This is a genomic window from Micromonospora sp. NPDC047548 (genome assembly GCF_040642975.1).
Lineage (GTDB): Bacteria > Actinomycetota > Actinomycetes > Mycobacteriales > Micromonosporaceae > Micromonospora.
Genome location: NZ_JBEYTI010000010.1, coordinates 141,952 through 165,100 on the forward strand (window position 1 = coordinate 141,952; position 23,149 = coordinate 165,100).

At 74.3% G+C, this 23,149-nt stretch carries 6 protein-coding genes; all 6 read right to left on the bottom strand.

The features are described 5' to 3' along the window. Positions 1-16: 16 nt before the first annotated feature. The 6 genes from ABZ807_RS13790 to ABZ807_RS13815 are packed head-to-tail and all read right to left on the bottom strand — an operon-like array spanning position 17 to position 22,951. Positions 17-5,329: an amino acid adenylation domain-containing protein gene (locus ABZ807_RS13790; protein WP_357156453.1), complete on the bottom strand. Its 5,313-nt coding sequence runs from the start codon at positions 5,327-5,329 to the stop codon at positions 17-19. Further along, entirely contained in the window at positions 5,326-6,342 is a 1,017-nt protein-coding gene (locus tag ABZ807_RS13795) for a TauD/TfdA family dioxygenase (protein ID WP_357156455.1), read from the bottom strand. The genes ABZ807_RS13790 and ABZ807_RS13795 overlap by 4 nt, the downstream gene beginning before the upstream one ends. Then, positions 6,339-7,406 (bottom strand): TauD/TfdA family dioxygenase, encoded by a 1,068-nt coding sequence (locus ABZ807_RS13800; RefSeq protein ID WP_357156457.1) that lies wholly within the window; start codon positions 7,404-7,406, stop codon positions 6,339-6,341. Before ABZ807_RS13800 ends, ABZ807_RS13795 begins: the two co-directional genes overlap by 4 nt. Next, positions 7,399-10,605, bottom strand: coding sequence for an amino acid adenylation domain-containing protein (locus ABZ807_RS13805; RefSeq protein WP_357156459.1), 3,207 nt, complete (start codon positions 10,603-10,605; stop codon positions 7,399-7,401). The genes ABZ807_RS13800 and ABZ807_RS13805 overlap by 8 nt, the downstream gene beginning before the upstream one ends. Then, the gene (locus tag ABZ807_RS13810) at positions 10,602-22,796 is read right to left on the bottom strand and encodes an amino acid adenylation domain-containing protein (RefSeq protein ID WP_357156461.1); all 12,195 of its coding nucleotides are present in this window, start codon (positions 22,794-22,796) and stop codon (positions 10,602-10,604) included. Before ABZ807_RS13810 ends, ABZ807_RS13805 begins: the two co-directional genes overlap by 4 nt. Continuing rightward, a complete protein-coding gene (locus ABZ807_RS13815; protein WP_357156463.1) occupies positions 22,793-22,951 on the bottom strand; it encodes a hypothetical protein in 159 nt (52 codons plus the stop codon). The genes ABZ807_RS13810 and ABZ807_RS13815 overlap by 4 nt, the downstream gene beginning before the upstream one ends. Positions 22,952-23,149 lie beyond the last annotated feature (198 nt).

A 23,149-nucleotide genomic window follows, 5' to 3' on the forward strand; every position in this document is an offset into this window, starting at 1 on the left:
CGCCAGCCACGGGTTGTCACGCATCGCGGGCCACCCGGTCCACCAGCGCGCCGTAGCTGCCCAGCGCCACGAACTCGGGCAGCGTGAGGTCGCTGCCGTGGCGCTGCCGCAGCACGGTGACCAGTCGCAGGGCGCGCAGCGAGTCCCCGCCGGCGGCCAGGAAATCGGTCGCCGGGTCGTGCGGCGCGGCCCCGAGTACCTCCTGCCAGGCCGCCGCCACCCGGGCCACCCACCGGGCCCGCGCGTCGTCTTCGGCCGCCGGCCCGCCGGTGGCCACGGCCGGCAGCGGCGCGGTCGGGTCCGCCGCCAGCAGCCGGCGGAAGCCGTCGGCGAAGGTGTCCACCCACTCCGCGGCGACGTGCCGGTGGTCGTACTGGACGGTGAGGGCGAGGCGGCCGGTGTCGGCGTCCAGTTCGGCATCGACGGCGAGGCTGAACGCCACGTCCACGGTGACGCCCCGACTGTCCACGATGCGGCTGCCGCCGACGCCCGGCCCGTTCGGGAAATGGGTCCAGTTGAAGAAGTGGTCGAATCGGGGGCCGGCCCCACCGGCGCGGACGATCTCGGCAAGTGGGAAGCGGTGGTGCCCCATCAGCTCCCGCTCGACCCGCCACACCTCGGCGGCCAGCTCGGCCAGGGACCGGGTGCCCAGCTCCACGCTCACCGGCAGGGTGTTGAGGAACAGCCCGAGGGTGGCGTCGCTGCCGTCCCCTTCCGGCCGGCCGCCGACCACCAGGCCGCTGACGACATCGTCCCGGCCGGAGAGTTCGCCGATCAGCCGCAGGTGGATGGCGAGTAGCCAGGACTTGACCGGCACCCCGGCGGTCCGGGCCGCCTCGGTGACCGCGTCGGTGGTGCCCGCCTCGAGTGGCACCCGCTGGGTGGTGGTGGTCCGCGGGTCCGGCCCGCCGAGCAGCAGCGGCGGCACCGCGCCGGGGCCGTCCAGCCAGAACCGGCGGGTGACGGGGTCGGCCAGGGCGCGCCGCTCGGCCGCCACGTACTCCCGGAACGGCAGGCCGGGGCGGGCCGGGCGGGCCGTGCCGGCCCGCCCCCGGTCGTACGCGGCGAGCAGGTCGGTGAGGAACAGGTGCAGGCTCCAGCCGTCGAGGATGCCGTGGTACTCGGCGACGATCAGGGTGAACGCGTCGGCGTCCTCCCGGACGGCGTGCAGCCGCAGCAGCGGCGGGCGGGCCCAGTCCAAGCGGCGTACCCGCTCCTCCGCCACCAGTTCGTCGACTCGCGCTCGGCGGGTCTGCGGGTCGGCGTGGGCCAGGTCGGTCACCGGCACCTCGACCGGCACGTCCGCGTGCACGAGCTGCAACGGCTCGGCGTACGCGCCCAGCGCGAACCCGGTCCGCAGCACCGGGTGGGCGGCCACCAGGCCGGCCAGCGCGCGACGCAGCGCCGCGCCGTCCAGCGGCGCGGCGATCCGGTGTGCGGTGACGTTGTGGTACATCGCCGGGTCGCCGGTCAGCTCGCAGTGGTAGACCATGCCCTGCTGGAGGGCGGTCATCGGGTACGCGTCGGCGAGCCCGGCGGGCAGCAGCTCCCGGTCGGCGGCGGCGACCAGCGTGAAGCGCCTGGCCTGCTCCGCCGCGGCGGCCGGGGCGGCCCCGGCCTCGGCTTCGGCTTCGGCCTCGGTGAGGGTGGTCTGCCCGTGCGTGACGAGCTCCCGGATCGACTGGTACGTGAAGATGTCGCTGAGCCGGAAGGAGAGCCCCCGCCTGTTCGCCGCGACCTGCATCTGGATGCTCCGGATGGAGTCGCCGCCGAGGGCGAAGAAGCTGTCGGTCACGCCGACGGTCGACACCCCGAGGATCTCGCGCCACGCCTCGACCAGGATCTGCTCGGCCCGGTTGGCGGGTGCCACCGCCGCGCCGTCGCGCGGCCGGTCGAGGCTGGGCGCGGGCAGCGCCGCCCGGTCGAGCTTGCCGTTGCGGGTCAGGGGCAGCTCGTCGAGGAGCACCACCGTGGCCGGGACCAGGTAAGCCGGGAGCAGGTCGGCCAGCCAGCCGGTCAGGCGCTCCTCCAGCGGGCCGGCGGCCGGCCCGGCCGGGACGGCCACCGCCGGGCGCGGATCGGCGGCGTACTCAGGACGCACGGCGTGCAGGGTGTGCCGGTCGGTGCCGACGAGCAGGTCGTCCTGTCGGGTGACGACGTCGAAGCCGCGGTCGGTGAAGAACGCGATCAGCTCGTCCAACCGGCCCTCGGTGTCGGTGCCGGCCGCGTCGTGCACCTCCATGGCGACCTGCGCGACCAGCGGCCAGTGCCGTTCCTCCAGCCCGGCGATCACGTCCGCCTCGGCGCGCTGCACGTCGATCTTCAGCAGGTCGATCCGCTCCGGGGGGAGCTCGTCGAGGACGGCCGAAAGCGGCCGGACCGGCACGGTGAACTCCCGGCCGGCGAAGCGTTCCGCGAGCAGTTCGTCGACCCGGTCGAGCAGGACGTCCCGCTCGTCCGCGCCGGCGTCCCGCTCGTTGGCGAGGTACCGCTTGATCACCGCCACCTCGGCGTCCGGGTCGGCGTACGCGGCGTGGCCGGACATCATCGAGTAGCCCGGGTAGTAGGTGAAGGACACCTCCCCGGCCGTCCGGGACAGCCCGAACCCGTGCACCGTGGCCGGTACGCCGAACTCGGCGACGTTGCGCCGCAGCACGTCGGCCACCGACGGCACCGGCTCGAACGCGTGGATCGTCGCGTCCGGGCAGACGGTGTGGACGAAGAGCGAGAACATGCCGATGTTCGCGCCCACGTCGAGCACGGTCGCCCCGGGCCGCAGCACGATGCCGTCGCGCAGGTAGACCTGCTGAACGAAGATTTCGTCGTACAGGTAGCGGGTCTCGTGCGGGTTGATTCCGGCGATCCGCTCGACATCGACGGCGACGGCCGGGCTGCCCGGCCGGACGTAGGCGACGAGCCGGGCGCCGTGCCCGTCGTCGTCGCGGGCCACCACGGCGGCGTCGGCGACCTCCGGGTGCTCGCGCAGGACCGCGGCGACCTCGCCCGGCTCCACCCGGAAGCCATGGATCTTCACCTGGTCGTCCAGGCGGCCCAGGTAGCGCAGCCGCCGGTCGGCGTCGAAGCGGACCCGGTCGCCGGTACGGTACACCCGTTCGGTGCGGCCGGACGGCAGCGCCACCGGCACGAACCGCCGCGCGGTGGTCTCCGGGTCGCCCAGATACCCGTCGGCGAGCTGCGGCCCGCTGACGCAGAGTTCCCCGGCCACGCCTGGCGGCACCGGCCGCAGCCGTTCGTCGAGCACCCACACCGCGACGCCGGGCAGCGGCCGGCCGATGGTCGGGGCGTCCCCGGCGCGCACCTGCGCCGCGCTGGTGTCCACCGTGCATTCGGTCGGGCCGTACAGGTTGACCGCGCGGACGCCGGGCAGCGCTGCCACCGTCTCCCACAGGTCCGGCGGGATGGCCTCCCCACCGAGCAGCAGCAGGCCGGGCAGCCGGGTGTCTCCCGCCCCGGCGAGCAGGATGCGCAGCTGGGAGGGGGTCACGTCGAGCACGTCGACGCCGTGCTCGGCCAGCGCGGTGGCCAGCGCCACCCCGTCCCGGCGGACCTCCTCGGGCACCAGGTAGAGGCTGCGGCCGTGGCCGAGCTGCACCAGCTGCTTCACCGAGGCGTCGAAGGTGAGCGGGGCGTTCACCGCCACCCGCAGCCCCGGGCGGCTGCCCGTGTACACGGTCCGCTCCAGGGCATCCGCCAGGTGCGCGGCGGCGCCGTGCGACACCTGCACGGGGCGGGGCCTGCCGGTGGAGCCGGAGGTGAAGATCACGTACGCCGGGTCGGTCGGGGCCGGCACCGCGACGGGCGGCTGGCCACCGGCCGCGACCAGCTCGTCGACCGTCACGGTCGCCGGGCCGCCGACGCCGACGACGAGCTCCGCGCCGACCGCGCGGACCTGGGCGGCGTGGCGCTGCGCCGGGGCGTCCGGGTCCAGCGGGACGAACACCGCCGCGGCCCGCAGCACGCCGAGGAACGCCACGACGGTGTCCCGGGACCGGGCGGCCAGCACCCCGACCGGGGCGCCGGACAGGCCCCGCGCGGCCAGCGCTCCGGCCACCCGCGCGGCCCGTTCGCGCAGCTCACCGACGGTGTACGCGCCGTCCGCGGCGACCACTGCTGCGGCGTCCTGGTCGGCGCCGGCGAGGCCCGCGTCGAGCAGGTCGACGAGGGTACGCCCCGGCGTCTCGGACGTGGTCCCGGCCGCGTCGGCCAGCCAGTGGGCCTCCCCGTCGCCGAGCACGGCCACCGGGACGCCCTCGGTGAGCGCGGCGGGCAGGGTCCGCAAGATCGCCAGCAGCGCGTCGAGCAGCCACTGCCCGCCGACCACCCGCAGGGTGACGCGGTCGCCATCGGTCAGCGCGGTGAGCTGTGGACCGGCGGGCGGCGGCGGTGCGGCGACCTCCACCGCGGAGCCGCCGAGGCCGGCCACGGTGGCCGGGTCCACGGCGGGCGGCACCGCGAACCCGGCGACCGCCCCGGACTGCTCGTCCACCGGGTCGACCAGGTGGAATGTGTCGTCGGCGGCGACCTCGGCGGCGCGGACGTAGGCCAGCAGCTCGGCGGGGGCGGCCGGCAACGGCAGGGCCAGCCGGAGCGGGCCGTTGCCGCCCAGCGGACCCACCACCTCGGCGGTGCCGGCGGCATGGCGGCCGTCGTTCCACCGGGCCAGCACCAGGTCCGCCTCGTCGGCCCCGTCCGGCGCCTCGGTCCGGCGGGCAACCGCGAGGGCCCAGGCGGCGAGGAGCACGGTGGCGGGCTCGACGCCCGTGGGCCGGGCGGCGTCGGCCAGGGCGGCGGCGGACACGGTCACGGTGACCACCGCGCTCGGGTCGTCCCCGTGTGGGGTGACCAGCCGCGCGGCCGGGGCGGTGGGGGTGGCGGCCGGGGCCCGCTCCCGCTCCTCGAGCTGCCACTCGGCGACGTCGAGGAACTGCAGCGCCTCCGGGTCGTCCGGCAGCGCCTCGCCGGCGTAGGCCCGGGCCAGGTCGGCGAGGACCAGGCGCAGGCTGGCCGGGTCGGCGATCAACGGGGTGGCGGTCAGCTCGAGGGCGTCGTCGGTGAGGGTGACCGACAGGTCGCCCTGCGCGCCGACCACCACGGCGCGGCTGTCGTCCACGTCCTGCAACGGCACCCGCAGGCCGGGGTGGTGCACCAGAGCCAGCCGCAGCGCCTCGTGCCGGGCCACCACCGTGTCGACGGCAGCCTGCAACCGCGCCCGGTCCAGCGGCCGGGCGAGCCGGACCCGGGCCCGGATCAGGTCCTGCTTTCCTGACCAGGCCAGGCGCTGGATCGGCGACAGGCGGTATCCGTTCACAGCGAACTCCGGTTGACGTAGAGGTCGGACATGGCGACGAGGATCTGCCGGTCGCCGCTGAAGGGTTCCCGCCCGTGGGTGGCCAGGAAGTTGTCCACGACCAGCACGTCGCCGCGCTGCCAGGGCACCGAGACGGCATGCTGCCGGTACAGCTCGCAGATCCCGGTGACCACCTCGTCGGGGATCGGCTCGCCGTCGCCGTAGTACGCGTTGCGCGGCAGCCCCTCCGGGCCGTACTCGCGTAGCAGCGCGCCGGACACCTCCGCCGGCATGTTGGACACGTGGAACAGGTGGGCGTGGTTGAACCAGACCGTCTCCCCGGTATGCGGGTGCGTGGCCACCGCCTGCCGCCGGGCCCGGGTACGCAGCCCGTCCCCGCCCAGCCAGGTGAACTCGGTCGCCGAGGCGGCGCAGTACGCCTCCACCTCCGCCCGGTCGATGGTCTGGAATGCCTCCTGCCACGGCAGGTCCAGGTGCGGGCCGTAGTTGCGCACGTAGCGGACGCCGGAGCGCAGGAACCGCTCCCGCACGTCGGCGGGGATCAGCGGGGTGATGACCCGCTCGCTGGCCAGCGGGGTGGCCCCGCCGCTGCCGGTGGCCGGCTGCGCGCACCAGAAGTAGAGGTAGGTGGGCCAGTTGTGCGAGTACGACATCTCGTGGTGCAGCGGGATCCACTGCTCGGCGTTGAACTCGGTGGAGGTGAACACCCGGTCGGCGACCTCGCGGCGCGGGGCGGCCCGCTCCAGGTAGCCGAGCAGGTCCGGGCTGACCGCCCGGGCGGCCTGGCTGAAGTCGTCGGCGCTGCCCACCTCGAAGCCGCGGAAGAACACCGCGCCGTGGCGGTCCAGGTCCCGCCGCAGCTCCTCGCGGCGGCCGGCGAGCCAGCCGGCCAGGTCGAGGTCGGGGACGCCTGCCTCGACGAGCAGCACGAACTCCTCGTCCACGAGCACCCGCCGGGACACCGGCGAGGTGACCGTGCCGGTACCGCGCCGGCGCGGCGCCGGCCCGCTCACGGCCGGTCTCCCGCGACCGCCCCGCCGGTGCGGAGCGCCTCGGACAGCTCGGGCGCGGCGACCGGGTCGGACATCGCGGTGAGGATCCGTCGGGGCGGGGTGAACGGCTCCCGGGCGTGCGCGGCGAGCATGTTCTCCACCAACAGCACGTCGCCGCGCTGCCAGTCGAAGGAGCGGGTCTCCGCGGCGTACGCCGCCCGCAACTCGGCCAGCACCTCGTCGGGGATGGGCGTGCCATCCCCGTACGCGGTCTGGTAGGGCAGGTCCTCCTCGTCGAGGGCGGCCCGCAGGCCGGCGCTGACGTCGTCGGGCAGGGAGGTGACGTGGAAGAACAGCGCGTGGTTGAACCAGGTCCGCTCCCCGGTGACCGGGTGCCGGCGCACCGCCGGACGGACCTGCCGGGTCCGCAGCTGCCGGTCGCTGACCCATTCCACGTCGATCAGCGCCCGAGCGCAGTACGCCTCGACGTCCTCGCGCCGTTCGGTCTGGAACGCGGTCTGCCAGGAGAGGCTGATGCCGGGCAGGTAGTTGCGCCGGTAGAGCACTCCACGCCGCTCGAACTCGGCGACGGTCTCCGGGTGGAGCCGGGCGAGCACCCGGCGGCTGTCGGCCAGCGGGGTGCGCCCGCCGGCGGCCGGCGCCACCTCGCAGTGGAACACGATGCGCAGCGGCCAGTTCACCGTGTACGACTGCTCGTTGTGCGCCACGATCGGCTGGTCGGCGGGGTGCTCGGTGGAGGTGTACACCCCCTCGGTGACCTTGCTGCGCGGTGAGGAGCGTTCGCCGTAGGAGAGCACGTCGTCGGAGAGGGTGGCCATCACGGTGCGGAAGTCGGCGGCGCCGGCCACGGCGAAGCCGCGGAACAGTACGGCCCCGGCGCGGCGGGCCAGCTCGTCGACCTCGTCGCGGTGGCCGGCCAGCCAGCCGGCCAGGTCGACGTCGGGGACGTTGGCCTGCACCAGCGCCGGCGGCGGGCCGCCGGGCCAGTCGGGGCGGACGTCCACCAGGTTCCGTTCGCGGCCGCGACGGGGGATGGTCCGCGCGACCCGGGGCTGCTCAGTCATCTCTCACTCCAGGGGTGTCGACGCAGTCGGCCAGACTGCGCCGGGGGTCGGCGGCGGCGGTACGCAGCAGCGCGGTGAACCGACGGTGCCACGCGACCACCCCGTCGTGGTCGAACAGGTCGGTGCGGTACGTCCAGAGCGCCTCCAGCCCGTCCCGCCGTTCGTCGAGCCAGAGGGTCAGGTCGAGCCGGGCGGTGTCCGGGGTCAGCTCCACGCCGGTGAACTCGACACCGGCCGCGTCGCGGTGCCGGGCCGGCGGGGCGTTCTGCACGCCGAAGGCGACCTGCACCAACGGGTTCCGGTGCGGCCGGCGGGTGGGCCGGAGCCGCTCCACCAGCAGGTCGAAGGGGACGTCCTGGTGGGCCGCGGCGAAGAGGGTGACCCGGCGGGCCTCGTCGAGCAGGTCGGCGAAGTGGCGGTCGGGGGCGGGCCGCAGCCGCAGCGGCAGCGTGTTGACGTAGCAGCCGACGCTCTGCTCGGCGGCGACGCTGGTCCGGCCGGCGAAGGCGACGCCGATCAGCAGGTCGTGCCGGCCGGTGGCGGTGCCGAGCAGGGTGGCGAAGGCGGCCAGCCCGACCATGTGCAGGCTGACCCGCTCGGCCCGGGCCAGGGCCCGCACCGCCGCGCCGGTGCCCGCGTCCACTTGGGTCCGCAGCGCACCACCGGACGGGGCGTCCGGGCCCGGACGCGCGGCGGGCGGCGGGCGCTGACCCGGCCGGGGCGGGGCGGAGGGCAGGTCGAGCAGGTCGGGAGCCCCGCGCAGCTCGTCCAGCACGTCGACCACCGCCTGCCGGCCCGCCGGCCCGGCCAGCCAGTCCCGCTGGGTCAGGGCGAGCGCCGCCGGGCCGACCGCCGGGCATTCCGGGTCCGCCGTGCCGTCCCCCTCGGTGTCGTACGCTCGGGCCAGGTCCCGCACGATCACGCCGAACGACCAGTCGTCGCAGACGATGTGGTGGACGACCAGCAGCAGCGCCACCGCCCGGCCCGTGGCGTCCGGCACCAGGTGGGCGCGCAGCAGCGGGCCGGTGGCCAGGTCCATCGGTGTCCGGGTGGCCTCGGCGGCGAGCCGGGCGAGCCGCTCGTCGAGTGGCGTGCCCGGGTCGGGTGGCGCGACGACCAGCGCCGGATCGGCGGCGGGCCGGACGCGCTGCACCGGCCCGTCCGGCCCGGAGGGGAACACGGTGCGCAGGGCCGGATGCCGGTCGACCACCCGGCGTAGGGCCCGGGCCAGCCGGGCGCGGTCCACCGGCGCGGCGAACCGCACCGCGAAGGCTAGCAGGTAGGAGGTGTCGGCCGGGTCGAGCCGGTGCAGGAACCAGAGCCGGGTCTGCGCGGCGCAGAGCGGGGCGGGGCCGACCGGCGCCGGGCCGGCCGGCTCCCCGACCGGCGCCGGGCCGGCCGGCTCCCCGACCGGCGCCGGGCCGGCGGGCAGCCCGTCGAGGTGGGCGGCCAACGCGGCGACGGTCGGATGGGCGAACAGGTCGCCCGGTCGGACCGGCCGGCCGGTCGCGGCGGCCAGCCGGGTGGCGGAGCGGACCGCGAGCAGGGAATCGCCGCCGAGGGCGAGGAAGTCGCTGTCGGCGCCGGTGACCGGTACGCCGAGCACCTCGCGCCACACCGCCGCCACCGTGCCGGCCGTCCCGTCGAGCGGCCCGACGTCGGGCCCGGCGTCGTCGCCAAGGGTGGGGGCGGGCAGGGCCGACCGGTCCACCTTGCCGTTGGGCAGGGCGGGCAGCCGGTCCAGCCAGACCACGGTCGCGGGGACCAGCGGCGCGGGCAGCACCCCGGCCAGCCGGGCCCGTACGTCGTCGCGGCGCTCGCCGACCAGGTAGCCGACCAGCAGCGGGTCACCGCTTGGTCCTTCCCGTACGGCGGCGGTCGCTTCGCGGACCCCGGGCAGGGCGGCGAGGCGGGCGGAGACCTCACCCAGCTCGATCCGGTAGCCCCGCAGCTTCACCTGGTCGTCGAGCCGACCCAGGTACGCCAGTTGCCCGTCCGGCCGCAGCCGGACCCGGTCACCGGTGCGGTACATCCGCTCGCCGGGCCGGAACGGGTCGGGCAGGAACCGGGCCCGGGTCTCCGCCGGCCGGTCGAGATAGCCCCGGGCCAGGCCCGCCCCGGCGAGGTGGAGCTCGCCCGGATCGCCCGGCGAGACCGGCTGCCCGTCGGGATCGAGGACGTAGGCCCGGGTCTGCGGCAGCGGGCGGCCGATCGGCGGGTCCCCGCTGTCCGGTGGCACCTCCGCCCACGTGGAGTAGGTGGTGTCCTCGGACGGGCCGTAGAGGTTGCAGAGCCGGCGTACCTGCGGACGGGACCACACCCGGGCGGCCAGCGCGGCGGTGAGCGGCTCGCCGGCCAGGCAGACCGTGCGCACGCTCTCCGGCACGGCGCCCGCGGTGAGCAGTTCCCCCATCGCGGAGGGAACCGTGTTGACCAGGGTGACGGGCAGCCGGTCCGCCCCGGGGGCGGCGAGAGCCAGCACGTCGTCGACGAGCAGCACCCGACCGCCCCAGCAGAGCGGGCCGAAGATCTCGAAGATCGACAGGTCGAAGCAGACGGAGGTGGCGGCGAGCATGCCGCCCAGTTCGGCGTCGTCGAAGGTCTGCCGGGCCCAGTGCACGAGCACCGATGCCGAGCGGTGTTCAATGGCCACGCCCTTGGGTCGCCCCGTGGAGCCGGAGGTGTAGATGACGTACGCCAGGTCCACCGGCGTGGCCGGCACCGCCGGGTCGGTGAGGCCCCCGGCGGCCGGGTCGAGCCGGTCGACCGGGACGGCCGTGCCGGGGAACCGGTCGGCGAGGTCGGCGCGGGTCAGCACCAGCCGCACGCCGGAGTCGGCGGTCATGAAGGCCACCCGGGCCGCCGGGTACGCCGGGTCCAGCGGGACGTAGCAGGCGCCGGCCTTGAGCACGGCGAGCAGGGCGACCACCAGCTCGGGCGTGCGCGGCAGGCAGACGCCGACGCGTTCCTCCCGGGTCACCCCGCGCTGGAGCAGAACCCGGGCCATCCGGTTCGCCGCCTCGTCGAGCTCGCGATAGGACAGCGCGCCGTCGGCGTGCCGTACCGCCTCCGCCTCCGGGGTCCGGGCGGCCTGCGCGGCCACCATCCGGTGCAGGCAGTCCACGACAACCGTGCCACCGGTCGCGCGCCGTCCGGTGGCCCGGCGCGTGGGGCCGGCGGATCGGGTGGGGGCGCTCACCGGCTTCCACCGCGCACGCTCGGCGGGACCGACCCGGCCCTCTCGTTCGCGGCGGGCGGATGTGGATCTCCGCTCCTGTGCAGCGCGAGCCGGCGGTCGGCCGCCTCCTGCAGCCGGTCCTTGTCGGCCACGATGATCCTGCCGGGGTCGTTGTCGGGCAGTTCGTCCTCGACGTTGCGGATCGGTTCGTAGGCGATTCCGACGCCGGCGAGGGCGAGGGCGCAGAGTCCGGCCACGATCGCCGCGAGGGCCATGCCGCGGCCCGGTCCGGTGCCGACGACGGCGGCCAGCACACCATCGGACGACACCATCGGGGCGAAGACGTGCTCGGCCAGCGGGCCGGCGGTGAGGAAACCGGCCGGCACCATCAACCAGGACAGCATCTGGCCCATGGACAGCACCCGTCCCTGCAGTTCTAGCCCCACCTTGGCCTGCACGATGGCCAGCCAGTGCGTGTTCACCAGGGCCGTGGCCAGGCCCATGCCGAACAGACCGAGGGCCGGGAACAGTGGGCTCGGGTGCAGGCCGACGGTGAGCAGCGACGCACCGAGGAGCACGACGCTCGCCAGGATGCCGGTGGTACGTCGCGCCGTGCCGCCCCACACGCTCATGAGGACCGCGCCGACGAGCATGCCGACCCCGCTGGCGGCGAGCACCCTCCCGAGTACCGCCGGATCGCCGAACGACAGGGTCAGCGGGGTGACCAGGACCTCCACCAGAGCGAAGAAGTAGTTCAGCGACGCGGTCAGCACGACCAACGCGACCAGGCCGTGCCGGCGGGTGATGAACCGCCAGCCGCCCAGGATCTCCCGTCGGAACGGCTCCTCGCGCTTGACGAACAGGGTGTCCGGGAAGCGGACCGACAGGGTGACGGTGACCGCGAAGGCGAAGGTGAGCAGGTCGATGACGACGATCCCGCGCAGCCCGACCGCGATCACCAGAGCACCGCCGACCAGCGGCGCCAGGACGGTGCTCGTCGCCGTGCCGAGGGAGACGATGCCGTTGGCGCGCCCGTAGTACCGCTTCGGTACCAGTTGCGTGACGGCCGCCAGGTAGGCGGGTTGCTGGAAGGCGGTCGCCACCGCGGTGACGGTGATGGCGGTGAACACGTGCCAGAGTTGGAGCTGGTCGAACCACAGCAGGAGCGCGAGGCTCACGGTGCCGGTGGCGGCCAGGGAGTCTGCGAGGATCATGATCAGCCGTCGGTCCCACCGGTCCGCCAGCGCGCCCGCGATGGGGGAGAGGACCACGGCAGGCAGCAGCGCCAGGACGGTGGCGGTGGCGAACAGCGAGACCGACCGGGTCTGCTGATAGACCCACAGGCTCATGCCGAAGCCGGTCAGTCCGCTGCCGATGAGCGAGACGAGTTGACCGATCGCGATCAGGTAGAACACGGTCAGGCTGGGCATTGCGCGGCCCACGGCGGGCCGGTGGACGGTCGGTGGGGCCGGGACGGCCGAGCCGTTCTCCGGCTGCTCACGCGGTGGCGTGGGCGCGGCGGCGTCAGTCTTCGGATGTGCGGTGTCAGTCGGCTGCTGCCGCGCTACGGACACCGCCGTCGCGGTCGTCGGGCCGCAGGTCGCCTGGATGATGCTCGCCAGCTCGTCGGGCTGGTGCTTGGCGAAGTAGTGGCCGGCGCCTTCGATGACCTTCAGCGACACCCGGTCGGAGAAGAACTTCCACTCCAGGTGCCGCTCCTGGAACAGCTCCGTGGCGCGGTCACCGCTGCCGACGACGCAGGCGATGGGAGCCGACAGCTTCCGGGGCAGGCCGTTCGCGTAGACGTCGGTGTAGTAGTCCTCGCCGATCGTGGAGTCGGCCAGGACCACGCGCATCACGAAGTCCTTCTCGTGCTCGTCGAAGACCTCGGTGAAGAAGCCCAGCGCGCGCAGTCCTTCCAGGGCCCGCCGCTTCGACGTCCAGCGCTCCAGCGGGAAGCACCGCCGCAGCCAGGCGAACAGCCGGCCGGGCAGCCTCGGGGCGGGGAAGTGGGCGCCGATGACCACGCCGGTCAGCTCGACGCCGGCCGCCTCGAGCCGGCGTCCCAGCTCCACCGCGATGGCGCCGCCCACGCAATGCCCGTACACGGCCACCGGGCCGCTGATCCCCTCGACGACCTCGGCTACGCAACGGTCCACCAGCTCGTCCATGCCCAGCAGCGGTTCGTCCGGGCGGTTCAGGTCGTGACCGGGCCGCTCCAGGGCGTACAGCGATACGCCCGATGGGAGGGCGTCCGCCAGCGGCTGGAAGGTGATCGCGCTGCCGCCGCCGAACGGTACGCACAGCAGCGTCAGCTGCGTCGGCGTCGCCGGACGCGAGGGGGTCAGCTCGTGCAGCAGCCGTCCGACGGAGCCCCCGGTCGCGTCCAGGTGCTCGGTCAACGACCGGATCGTCGGGTAGCGGAACAGGTCGAGGACGCTGATCGCCGGGTCGTTCCCGGCCAGTGCCTTGATGGCCTTGAAGGAGTCGCCGCCGAGGTCGAAGAAGTCGTCGTCGATGCCGACGCTGTCGTAGCCGAGCACCGCCGCCCACCGCTCGGCCAGGGCCTTGCGCAGCGGGGTGTCCGGAGGGGTGGCACCGATGCTGGTGCCGCCGCGGCGGGGTGCGGGCAGGGCCGCGCGGTCGACCTTGCGGTTGGCGTTGAGCGGCATGCCGTCGAGCACGACGAAGGCGGACGGCACCATGTAGTCCGGGAGGTAGGTGCGGGCGAAGGCCCGCCACGGCGCAGCGTCGACGTCGGCCGTGACGTCCGGCGTCGCCCCCTGATCCGCATCCGCGTCCCCGCCGGGTTCCGCTTCGCCGGTCAGCGTCAGGTAGGCCACGATCGTCTTCTCGGCCTCGTCCTCGCGGACCACGACGGCGGTGTCGCGAACCGACGGGTGGCGGCGCAGCACCGCCTCGATCTCGCCGAGTTCGATGCGGAATCCGCGCACCTTCACCTGCGAGTCGCCGCGGCCGACGAACTCGATGCGGCCGTCAGCCAGGTAGCGGCCGAGGTCGCCGGTGCGGTACAGCCGGCCACCGCCGAACGGGTCCGGCACGAACCGCTGCGCGGTGAGGGCCGGGTCGCCGAGGTAGTCGCGCGCCAGTCCCGCACCGCCGAGGTACAGCTCACCCAGTACGCCCACGGGGGTGGGGGACAGCTGCGGGTCGAGCACGTAGACGCGCATGTTACCGATCGGTCGGCCGATGGTGAGGTGCGTGAAGTTGGGCTCAAGGCGTTCCATGGTGGACCAGACGGCGGCCTCGGTCGGGCCGTAGAGGTTCCACAACACGCCGACCCGCTCGGCCAACTGCCGGGCCAACGGCGCGGACACCGCCTCGCCGCCGCACACGGCCGTCAACCCGGGCACCCCGGTCCAGCCGGACTCGATCAGCAGCCGCCAGGTCGCCGGGGTGCCCTGGGCCAGGGTGACCCCTTCCGCGACGAGCAGGTCGGCCAGCCGCGTCGCGTCGTAGGCGACGTCGCGACCCACCAGCAGCATCCGGGCGCCGACCACGAGGGGCAGGAAGAGCTCCGGTACGGACATGTCGAACGCGAAGCTGGCCATCGCGAGCATCGTGCCGTCGCTGGTCAGACCCGGCCGTTCGCGCATGGCGGCCAGGAGGTTGACGACGGCGCCGTGCGTCACCCGTACGCCCTTGGGGCGTCCCGTCGACCCGGACGTGTAGATCACGTACGCGAGGTGGTCCGGCCCGGCCAGCGGCTCGGGGTCGGTGTCCGGCTCGGTGGCCAGGAACGCCTCGCCGCTGTGCACCACCTCGCCGGCGTACCCGGAGAAGCGGTCGGCGAGATCCGCCTCGGTGACCAGGACCGCAGCGCCGCTGTGCTCCAGCACGTACCGTTGTCGCTCGATCGGGTAGTCGGGGTCCACCGGGACGTAGGCGCCGCCCGCCTTGAGCACGCCGACCAGCGTGACCGGCAGTTCCTGCGAGCGGTTCAGGCAGACGGCGACCGTGACGTCCGGGCCGACGCCGGCCCGGCGGAGCCGGTGGGCGAGCCGGTTGGCCCGGGCGTTGAGCTCGGCGTAGGTGAGCGTGGTCGCCCCGAACGTCACGGCGGGGCAGTCGGGGTTGGTCGCGACCCGGCGTTCGATCAGCTCGACGAGGGTCGGCACGCGCTGGGCCGACGTGCCGTCCACCGCCGGCGTCTCCCCGTCCCGGACGTGTTTGGCCCAGCCGAGCGAGGTGGTGGTGTCGTTCCATTCGCCGACGCTGGCCAGCTCGGCGGGAGTGAGGACGGCCACGTCCGCCAGCCGGACGCCGGGGTCAGCGACGGCGGCGGCGAGCAGCGTCTCCAGGTGTCCGATCATCCGCTCGGCGGTCGCCGCGTCGAACAGGTCGGTGTTGTACTCCAACCGGAACCGCAGCCCATCGTCCACCTCGTACGCATACAAGGCCAGGTCCTGCTGGGCGATGCCCGGCTCGACGGCGAACGGGACCATCCGCAGCCCGGCCGTCCGCAGGTCCCGCTGTTCGGGAACGTTCAGCAGGTTGAACATCACCTGGAACAGGGGGTTTCGGCTGAGGTCGCGTGGTGCGTCGACGAGGTCCACCAGCCGCTCGAACGGCACCTCCTGGTGGTCGTACGCCCCCAGCGCGGTGCGCCGTACCTGGTTGAGCAACTCCTCGAAGGTCCAGTTGCCGTCGATCACGGTACGCAACGGCAGCATGTTGACGAAGAAGCCGACCATCGGTTCGAGCTCGGCGCGGACCCGTCCGGCGACCGGCGCGCCGACGCAGATGTCGCGCTGGCCGGTGTAGCGCCAGAGCAGGGCCTTCAGTGCGGCCAGCACCGTCATGGCCAGGGTGGCGCTCCGGGCCTGGCTGAAGCGGCGCAGTTCGTCGGCGGCCTGCGGGGACAGGACGCGGGTGCTGGCCGCGCCGTCGAATGTCTGCACGGGCGGCCGTGGCCGGTCGGTGGGCACCTCCAGGACGCTCGCCACACCGTCGAGCTGCCGGCGCCAGTACCGCATGTCGTCGCTGTGGGGGTCCGCCATCCGGCTGCGCTGCCAGCACGCGTAGTCGCGGTACTGGACGGCCAGTTCGGGCAGCGGCGAGGGGCGGCTGCCGAGGACGGCGTCGTAGAGCGCGCCCAGCTCGCCCGCGATGATGCCGAGGGACCAGCCGTCGGAGACGTTGTGGTGCATGGTCAGCGACAGCACGTGCCGGTCGTCGGCGATGCGGAGCAGCACGGCCCGGAACAGCGGCCCGCGGGCCAGGTCGAACGGGCGCCGGACGTCGGCGGCCAGGGCTGCGTGGGCCCACTGCGGCATCGCGTCGGCGACCGTCGACTCCACGATGCTGCGCAGACCCGGCGCCGGGGCGTCCGTGCGGTCCGCGCCTGCCGGCCCGGACCTGATCGGCAGGTCGACCGCGCCCGGCGGCAGTACCTTCTGGACGGGGTCGCCGTCGGGGCCGAGCGGGAAGACGGTACGCAGCGACTCGTGCCGCCGGAGCAGCTCGGCCAGCGCCCCGCGCAGCGCGTCGACGTCGAGGGCGCCGTCCAGCAGCAGTGCCGTGCTGACGGTGTAGGCGTTCTGGTCGTACGCCTGGTCGAGGAACCACAGCCGGTGCTGCCCGGAGGACAGCGGCACCGGGCCGGCGTCGAGGTCGGCGCGGGGGATGGCCGGCTCGGCCGGCTCGGCGGTGGACTGCTCGGCGGCGGCGGCGGGTGCGGTGCCGGTCGCCGGAAGCGTCGCCGCGATCCCGGCGACGGTCGGCTGCGCGAAGACCGCCTCGAGCGGCAGCGCTACGCCGAGCCGGGCACGGAGCCGCACGACGAACTGGGTGGCGAGCAGCGAGTGCCCGCCGAGCTCGAAGAAGTTGTCGAGCGCCCCGATCGGCCGGATGCCGAGCAGCTCGGTCCAGATCTCCGCCACGCACTCCTGCCCGGGCGTGCTCGGGGCGACGTATGCCGTGCTGACGGCCGGCCGGTTGCCGGCGTGGACGGGCTCAGGCGCGTCCGGGGAGGCCGGGAGAGCCGCCGGCGGGGCGGGTGTGGGGTCCGCCGCGCTCGTCCGCGGCGCCGCGTCCACCCAGTACCGGTGCCGCCCGAACGGGTAGCCGGGCAGCGCCAGGCGGCGGCGCGGGCCACCGTGGAACCGTTTCCAGTCGACCGGTACGCCGGACAGCCACATCCGGCCCACCGCGTCGAGCATCGTGGTGAGGTCGTCGCCGTCGTTGCGCGGATGTCGCATCGCGGCCACCACCTGGCCGGGCCGCAGGCCGGCCAGCCGCACCAGGCCGCCGAGGGCGTGCCCGGGGCCCAGCTCCGCGAGGACCACGTCCTGCTCGGCGAGCAGCGTGGCCGACTCGGCGAACCGCACCGGCTCGCGCATGTGCCGCACCCAGTACCCCGGATCCGTGACCTGTCCGGGCGTGACGGGGCCGCCGGTCAGGTTGGTCAGGTAGGGGCGCTCCGGTTCCCGGTAGGTGACCCGGCGGGCGTGGCCGGCGAACTCGTCGAGCACCGGATCGAGCAGGGGCGAGTGGTAGCCGCGGGTGACCCGCAGCGGCCGGCAGTCGACCCCGTCGCCGGTCAGCCGCTGCCGAAGCTCCTCGATCGCCTCCGGAGCGCCGGACAGCACGCACAGCTCGGAAGCGTTGACGGCCGCCAGTGACAGACCCTCGTCCAGCAGCCCGGCCACCGCCGTCTCGGGCAGGCTCACCGCGAGCATCGCCCCGGCCGGGGTCCGTTCGACCAGCTCACCGCGGGCGCACACCAGGCGCAACGCGTCGGCCAGGGAGAAGACGCCGGCGAGGCACGCGGCGACGTACTCGCCGAGGCTGTGTCCCACCATCAGGTCCGGGGTCACGCCCCGGGCGAGCAGCGACCGGGCGAGCGCGTACTCGGTGACGAACAGCGCGGGCTGGACCAGCCGGGGCCGCGCGAGCAGACGCTTGGCCCGCTCGTATCCGTCGGGCGCCGGGCACAGCAGAGCGCGCAGGTCGAGCCCCAGGTCGTCGTGGAGCAGCCCGGCGCATTCGTCCACCACGGCCCGGTAGGTCGGCTCCGCGCGATACAGGCCGGCGCCCATCGCCACGTGCTGGGCGCCGTGCCCGGGAAAGGCGAACACCAGCGCCCGCCGGCCGCCGGGGCCGGTGCCGGTGAACTGCCGCTGCGGCGAGTCGAGCGCGACCAGCGCGTCGGCACGGTCCGCAGCGACGACGAAACGCCGGTGGGTCATCGACTGGCGCCGGCCCAGGTTGGCCGCGACGTCCCCGAGGTCCATCTCGGGATGCGCGTCGAGGTGGTCGCGGAGCTGGCGCGTCTGACGCTCCAGCGACTCGACCGTTCGGGCCGATACGACCAGCAGCTGCGGCCCCGCAGCCGTCGTGGCCAGCGGCGCGGCCGTCGTGGCCGGCGGCTCCTCCAGCACGACGTGGGCGTTCGTGCCGCCCATGCCGAACGAGCTGACCCCCGCCCGGCGAGGGCCGTCGGCGGGCCACGGGCGGGCGGTGTCGTTGAGGTAGAACGGGCTGCCCTCGAAGTCGATCGCCGGGTTGGGCCGGCTGATGTTGATGGTCGGAGGCAGCGTCCGGCTCCACAGCGCCATGATCGTCTTGATCAGGCCGGCGACACCGGCCGCGGCGTCGGTGTGTCCGATGTTGGCCTTGACGGACCCGAGGGCGCAGAAGCCGCGGTCGTCGGTGCCGCGCCGGAACGCCTCCGTCAGCGCGGTCACCTCGATGGGGTCGCCGAGGCTCGTGCCCGTCCCGTGGGCCTCCACGTAGCTCACCGAACGGGGGTCCACGCCGGCCGCGGCCAGCGCGCCGCTGACCACCTCGACCTGGCCGTCGACGCCCGGCGCGGTGTACCCCGTGCGGCGGGCCCCGTCGTTGTTGACGGCGGAACCGCGGATCACGGCGTAGATCGCGTCGTTGTCCGCGACGGCGTCCTCCAGCCGCTTGAGCGCGACGATTCCGACACCGCTGGAGGCGATGCTGCCGCGCGCGTTCGCGCTGAACGGGCGGCAGTGCCCGTCGGGGGAGTACACCCCACCGTCGTGGTAGAGGTAGCCGCGTCGCTGCGCGGGGAAGACGCTGACGCCGCCGGCCAGGACCAGGTCGGACTCGCCGGTCAGCAGGCTCTGCCGGCCGAGGTGCACGGCGACCAGCGAGGTCGAACAGGCCGTGGCGACGGTGACGGCGGGGCCGGTGAGATCGAGCTTGTAGGCGACCCGGCTGAGCAGGAAGTCCTTGTCGTTACTGATCGACAACTGGTGCTCGCCGATGGCGTCCATCAGCTCCGGGTGGCTGCTCAGGTAGTCGAGGAGGTAGGTGCTACGACCCGACCCGGCGAACAGGCCGATCCGCCCGGTTCGGCCGGACGGGTCGTAGCCGGCGTGCTCCAGCGCGTGCCAGGCACACTCGAGCAGGAGCCGGTGCTGCGGGTCGAGGGTCTGCGCCTCACGGGGCGTGAAACCAAAGAAGGCCGCGTCGAACTGGTCGATCCCGGGCAGGTAGGTGCCGGCCCGGACGTACGCCGGGTCGTCGAGACGGGTCGGGTCCGCCCCGTCGGCCAGCATCTCCTCGACGCTGAACTCCCGTACCGACTCCACCCCGGTGCGGATGTTGTGCCAGTACTCGTCGAGCGACCGCGCACCAGGGAAGCGGCAGGCCATGCCGACGACGGCGATCATGCCGCCGGGCTGGCCGGTGTCGTCGCTCGCGCCGACGGGCTGGCCGGTGTCGTCGCTCGCGCCGACGGACGGCCGTGCGACGCGGGCCGACGCGGCGCCGGGGCGCGGGGCGGCCGGAGCGGTCGCCGCCCCGGTGGTGGTGGTCAGGAACGCCGCCAGGGATTCGACCGTGGGGTTCCGGAACAGGTCGGTGGCCGTGACGACGTCGCCGAGCTGCGCGCACAGCCGCTCGAGGACGGTCAGCAGGCGCATCGAGTGGCCGCCGAGGTCGAAGAAGTTGTCCCGCACCCCGACCCGGGCGACGCCGAGCACGTCGCGCCACACGTCCACGACCAGCCGCTCGAGGTGAATCCGTGCGGAGTCCCACTGCGCCGAGTCCCACTGCGCCGAGTCCCACTGCGCCGGGCTGGGGTCGGCGGGCGTGGCCACCGGCTGTCCGGGAGCCGTGGGCTGATCCTGCTCGGACGCGGATCGCCGCCGTGGCACGTCCGGTGCGCGACCGGGAGCGGGCAGCGCCGCGGCGTCCACCTTCCCGTTGCCGGTCAGCGGCAGCGCGTCGAGGAGGACGAACGCAGCGGGAACCAGGTAGGACGGCAGCTCGGCGGCGAGGGCCGTCCGGAGGGTCGCGGCGCGACCGTCGATCTCCGCCCCGCCCGCCACGTAGGCGACGAGCTGCGGGTCGTCGGGGTCGTCCCGGCGTAGCTGCACCGTCACGTCGCTGTCCGGCAGACACCGTCGGATGGCCGCCTCGATCTCGCCGCACTCCACGCGGAAGCCGCGCAGCTTGACCTGGTTGTCGGTGCGGCCCAGGTATTCGAGGTTTCCGTCGGGTCGCCTGCGCACGAGGTCGCCGGTGCGGTACAGCCGCGCGCCGGGGACGGACGAGAACGGGTGCGGGACGAACCGCTCGGCCGTCAAGCTCGGCTGGTGCAGATACCCGCGCGCCACGCCGGCCCCGCCGACGTACAGCTCGCCGACCACGCCCGCCGGGACCGGGTTCAGCCACGCGTCGAGCACGTACAGCTCGGTGTTGGCGATCGGCCGGCCGACGGGGACGGAGCCGTCGGCCGGCGTGGCCGGGTCGACCTCGTACGCGGCGCAGCCGACCACGGTCTCCGTCGGCCCGTACTCGTTGACCAGCGCGGTGGCGGGGGAGTGGGCCCGCCAGGGTGCCACCTGGTCGGCGCGCAGGTTCTCGCCGCCGATGACGAAGCACCGGGTGCGGTCGGCCATCTCGGCGGGGCTGAGCTGGTGGTTGACGAGGTCGAGCTGGGACGGGGTGATCTTGACCAGCCCGAACGCCGTCCGCCGGTGGCGCAGCGCCTCGCCCAGCGCCTCAGGGCCGAGGTGTTCGCCGATCATCAGGACGGTGGCCCCACTGGACAACGGGACCAGCAGGCTCGTGACGGTCAGGTCGAACCCGATCGACGAGTGCAGCGGGACGGCGTCCCCGGGCTGCAGCCGGTAGGCCTGGGCCGCCCAGCGCACGTAGTTGCACACGCCGCGATGGGTGACCATGACGCCCTTGGGACGGCCCGTGGACCCGGAGGTGTAGATGACGTACGCGAGGTCCTCCGCCGACGGCATCGGCCGTCGCCGCGGCCGTCGCTTCGGCCCGCCGCCCGAACTGCCGGCACCACGACCGGGTTCGGCCTCCGTGACCGGCGTGTCCAGGCCCGGCACCAGCAGCGCTGCGCCGTCGGGCACCAGGTGCGCCAGCTCGGCGCAGGTGAGGACGACCGGGGCGGCCGTGTCGTCGAACATGTACCGCAGTCGGGCGGGCGGGTTGGACGGATCCATGGGTACGTAGGCCGCGCCGGTCTTCAGCACGGCGAGGACCGCCACGGCGAACGGGACCGAGCGCGGCAGGAGCACACCCACCAGCCCGCCCACGCCGACGCCCCGCTGGCGCAGCGTCTCCGCCAGCGCCTCGGCCCGCGTGTGCAACTCGTGATAGCTCAGCGCGGTGTCGCCGTCGGTCACCGCCACGCCGGCGGGGGTCCGGCGTGCCTGCCGCTCGATCAGCACGTGGACCAGGTCGTCCGGCTCGGCGGGGGTGGCGGTGCGGTTCCACTCCAGGACGAGCTGCCGGTACTCGCCGGGAGAGAGCATCGCGGCTGAGCCGACCGGCGCGCCCGGGCCGGCCACCAGCGACCGCAGCAGCATCTGGAAGTGTCCGGCGAGGCGGACCATCGCGTCGTCGTCGAACAGGTCGGTGCGGTACTCCAGCACGGTCCGCATGCCGTCGGCGTTCTCCCGCACCGAGACGGTGAGGTCGAACTTGGCGGTGTTGCCGGACACCTCGAGCGGGATGACATCGAGGCCGTCGAGGCGCAGGGGCGTTGCCTCGCGGCCGTACACGAACATCACCTGGAACAGCGGGGTGAAACCGGGCTGGCGGGCCGGGCGCAGCGATTCGAGCAGCGTCCCGAAGGGAAGCTCCCCGTTGCTCAGGGCCTCGAGGACGGCCGTGCGCACCCGCCCGAGCAGCGTCTCGAAGGACGGGTTGTCGTCCAGCCGGGCACGGATGGCGACGGTGTTCAGCAGCAGCCCGACGAGTTCCTGTGTCTCGGCCCGCTGCCGGTTGGCCACGGGCGTGCCCACCACGATGTCGCGCTGCCCCGTCCAGCGCGCCAGCAGCACCTGCACAGCGGCGAGCATCACCATGTACGGGGAGACGCCCATCCGCTGGCACAGCGCCATCAGCGCCTGCGTGGACACCTCCAGCGGGAACGACAGGGTGGATCCCGCGTCGGACGGTACGGTGGGCCGAGGCCCGCGGGTGGGCAGCTCCAGGACGGCGGGCGCGTCCGCGAGCTGAGCGCGCCAGTATGCGCACTGGTCGGCTGCCTCCGCACCGCCGAGCCAGTCGTGCTGCCACGCCGCGTGGTCGCGGCAGTCGGCCCCGACCGGGTCGAGGTCCGCCGGCCGCCCCGCGCGGTGTGCGGTGTAGAGCCGCTCCCACTCGTCGTGGAGGATGCCGAGCGACCACTCGTCGACGCCGACGTGGTGCATCGTCAGCAGGAGCACATGCTCCTCCAGCGCGCAGCGCAGCAGGGTGGCGCGCAGCACCGGTCCGCGTTCCAGGTCGATCGGGGTGCGCGCCTCGGCGTGGATCCGGGCCTGCATCTCCTGGTCGCGTTGCCACCTGGGCAGCCCGCTGAGGTCGTGCATCCGCAACAGCCCCGGACACGCGTCGTGGACCACCTGGACCAGGCGCTGCGCCGCACCGTCCGGGGCGGCGTCCGCACCTGACGGCCCAGCCGTGTCGTCCGCCGCCGGCGCGAAAGTGGTGCGCAGGGCAGCGTGCCTGGCCACCAGCCCGTCGAGCGCCGCCGACAACGCCGCCACGTCCAGCGGCCCGTGGATCCGGTACGCCAGAGGCACCAGGTAGGTGGCCGTCTCGGGGTCGAGGCGGCTCACATACCACATCTGGCGTTGCGCGTGAGAGGCCGCGACCGGGCCGACGGTAGGGGCAGCGCCTTCGGAACCGACCCGAAGCGGCGCGACGGGCGTCGCTTGCCGGGACCTCAGGACGTCGGTCATTGCGTCCGCCTCCCATGCGCCAGCACCGGCCGGAGGTGCGCCGCCAACGCGCCGGCCCGTTCCATCAGTTGCTCGTAGTCCAGTAGCTCGAACCCGTCGATGACGGCCGGTTGACGTGGGGTCAGGTCGGCCTGGTGGAGCACGGCCGCTGGCATGGTGCCGGGATGCGGTGACACGACTGGCCGGCGGGTTGATCCCGCAGGTCGGAAGGTACCCGTGCCAGCTCCCGTGATCAGCCGTCTATGCGACAGATGTAGACCATTCGATGGGTGGGGCCTGTCCACATCATGACACTCATGATCTTTGGGGGGATCCCCGCATCGTGCCGGCCGTCGACGCTTTCGGTCGAAGCC

What these genes read in the sequence shown, in the direction of transcription:
- ABZ807_RS13815 (WP_357156463.1), bottom strand. Translation starts at nt 22,951, where the DNA reads ATGCCAGCGGCCGTGCTCCACCAGGCCGACCTGACCCCACGTCAACCG.
- ABZ807_RS13810 (WP_357156461.1), bottom strand. Translation starts at nt 22,796, where the DNA reads ATGACCGACGTCCTGAGGTCCCGGCAAGCGACGCCCGTCGCGCCGCTT.
- ABZ807_RS13800 (WP_357156457.1), bottom strand. Translation starts at nt 7,406, where the DNA reads ATGACTGAGCAGCCCCGGGTCGCGCGGACCATCCCCCGTCGCGGCCGC.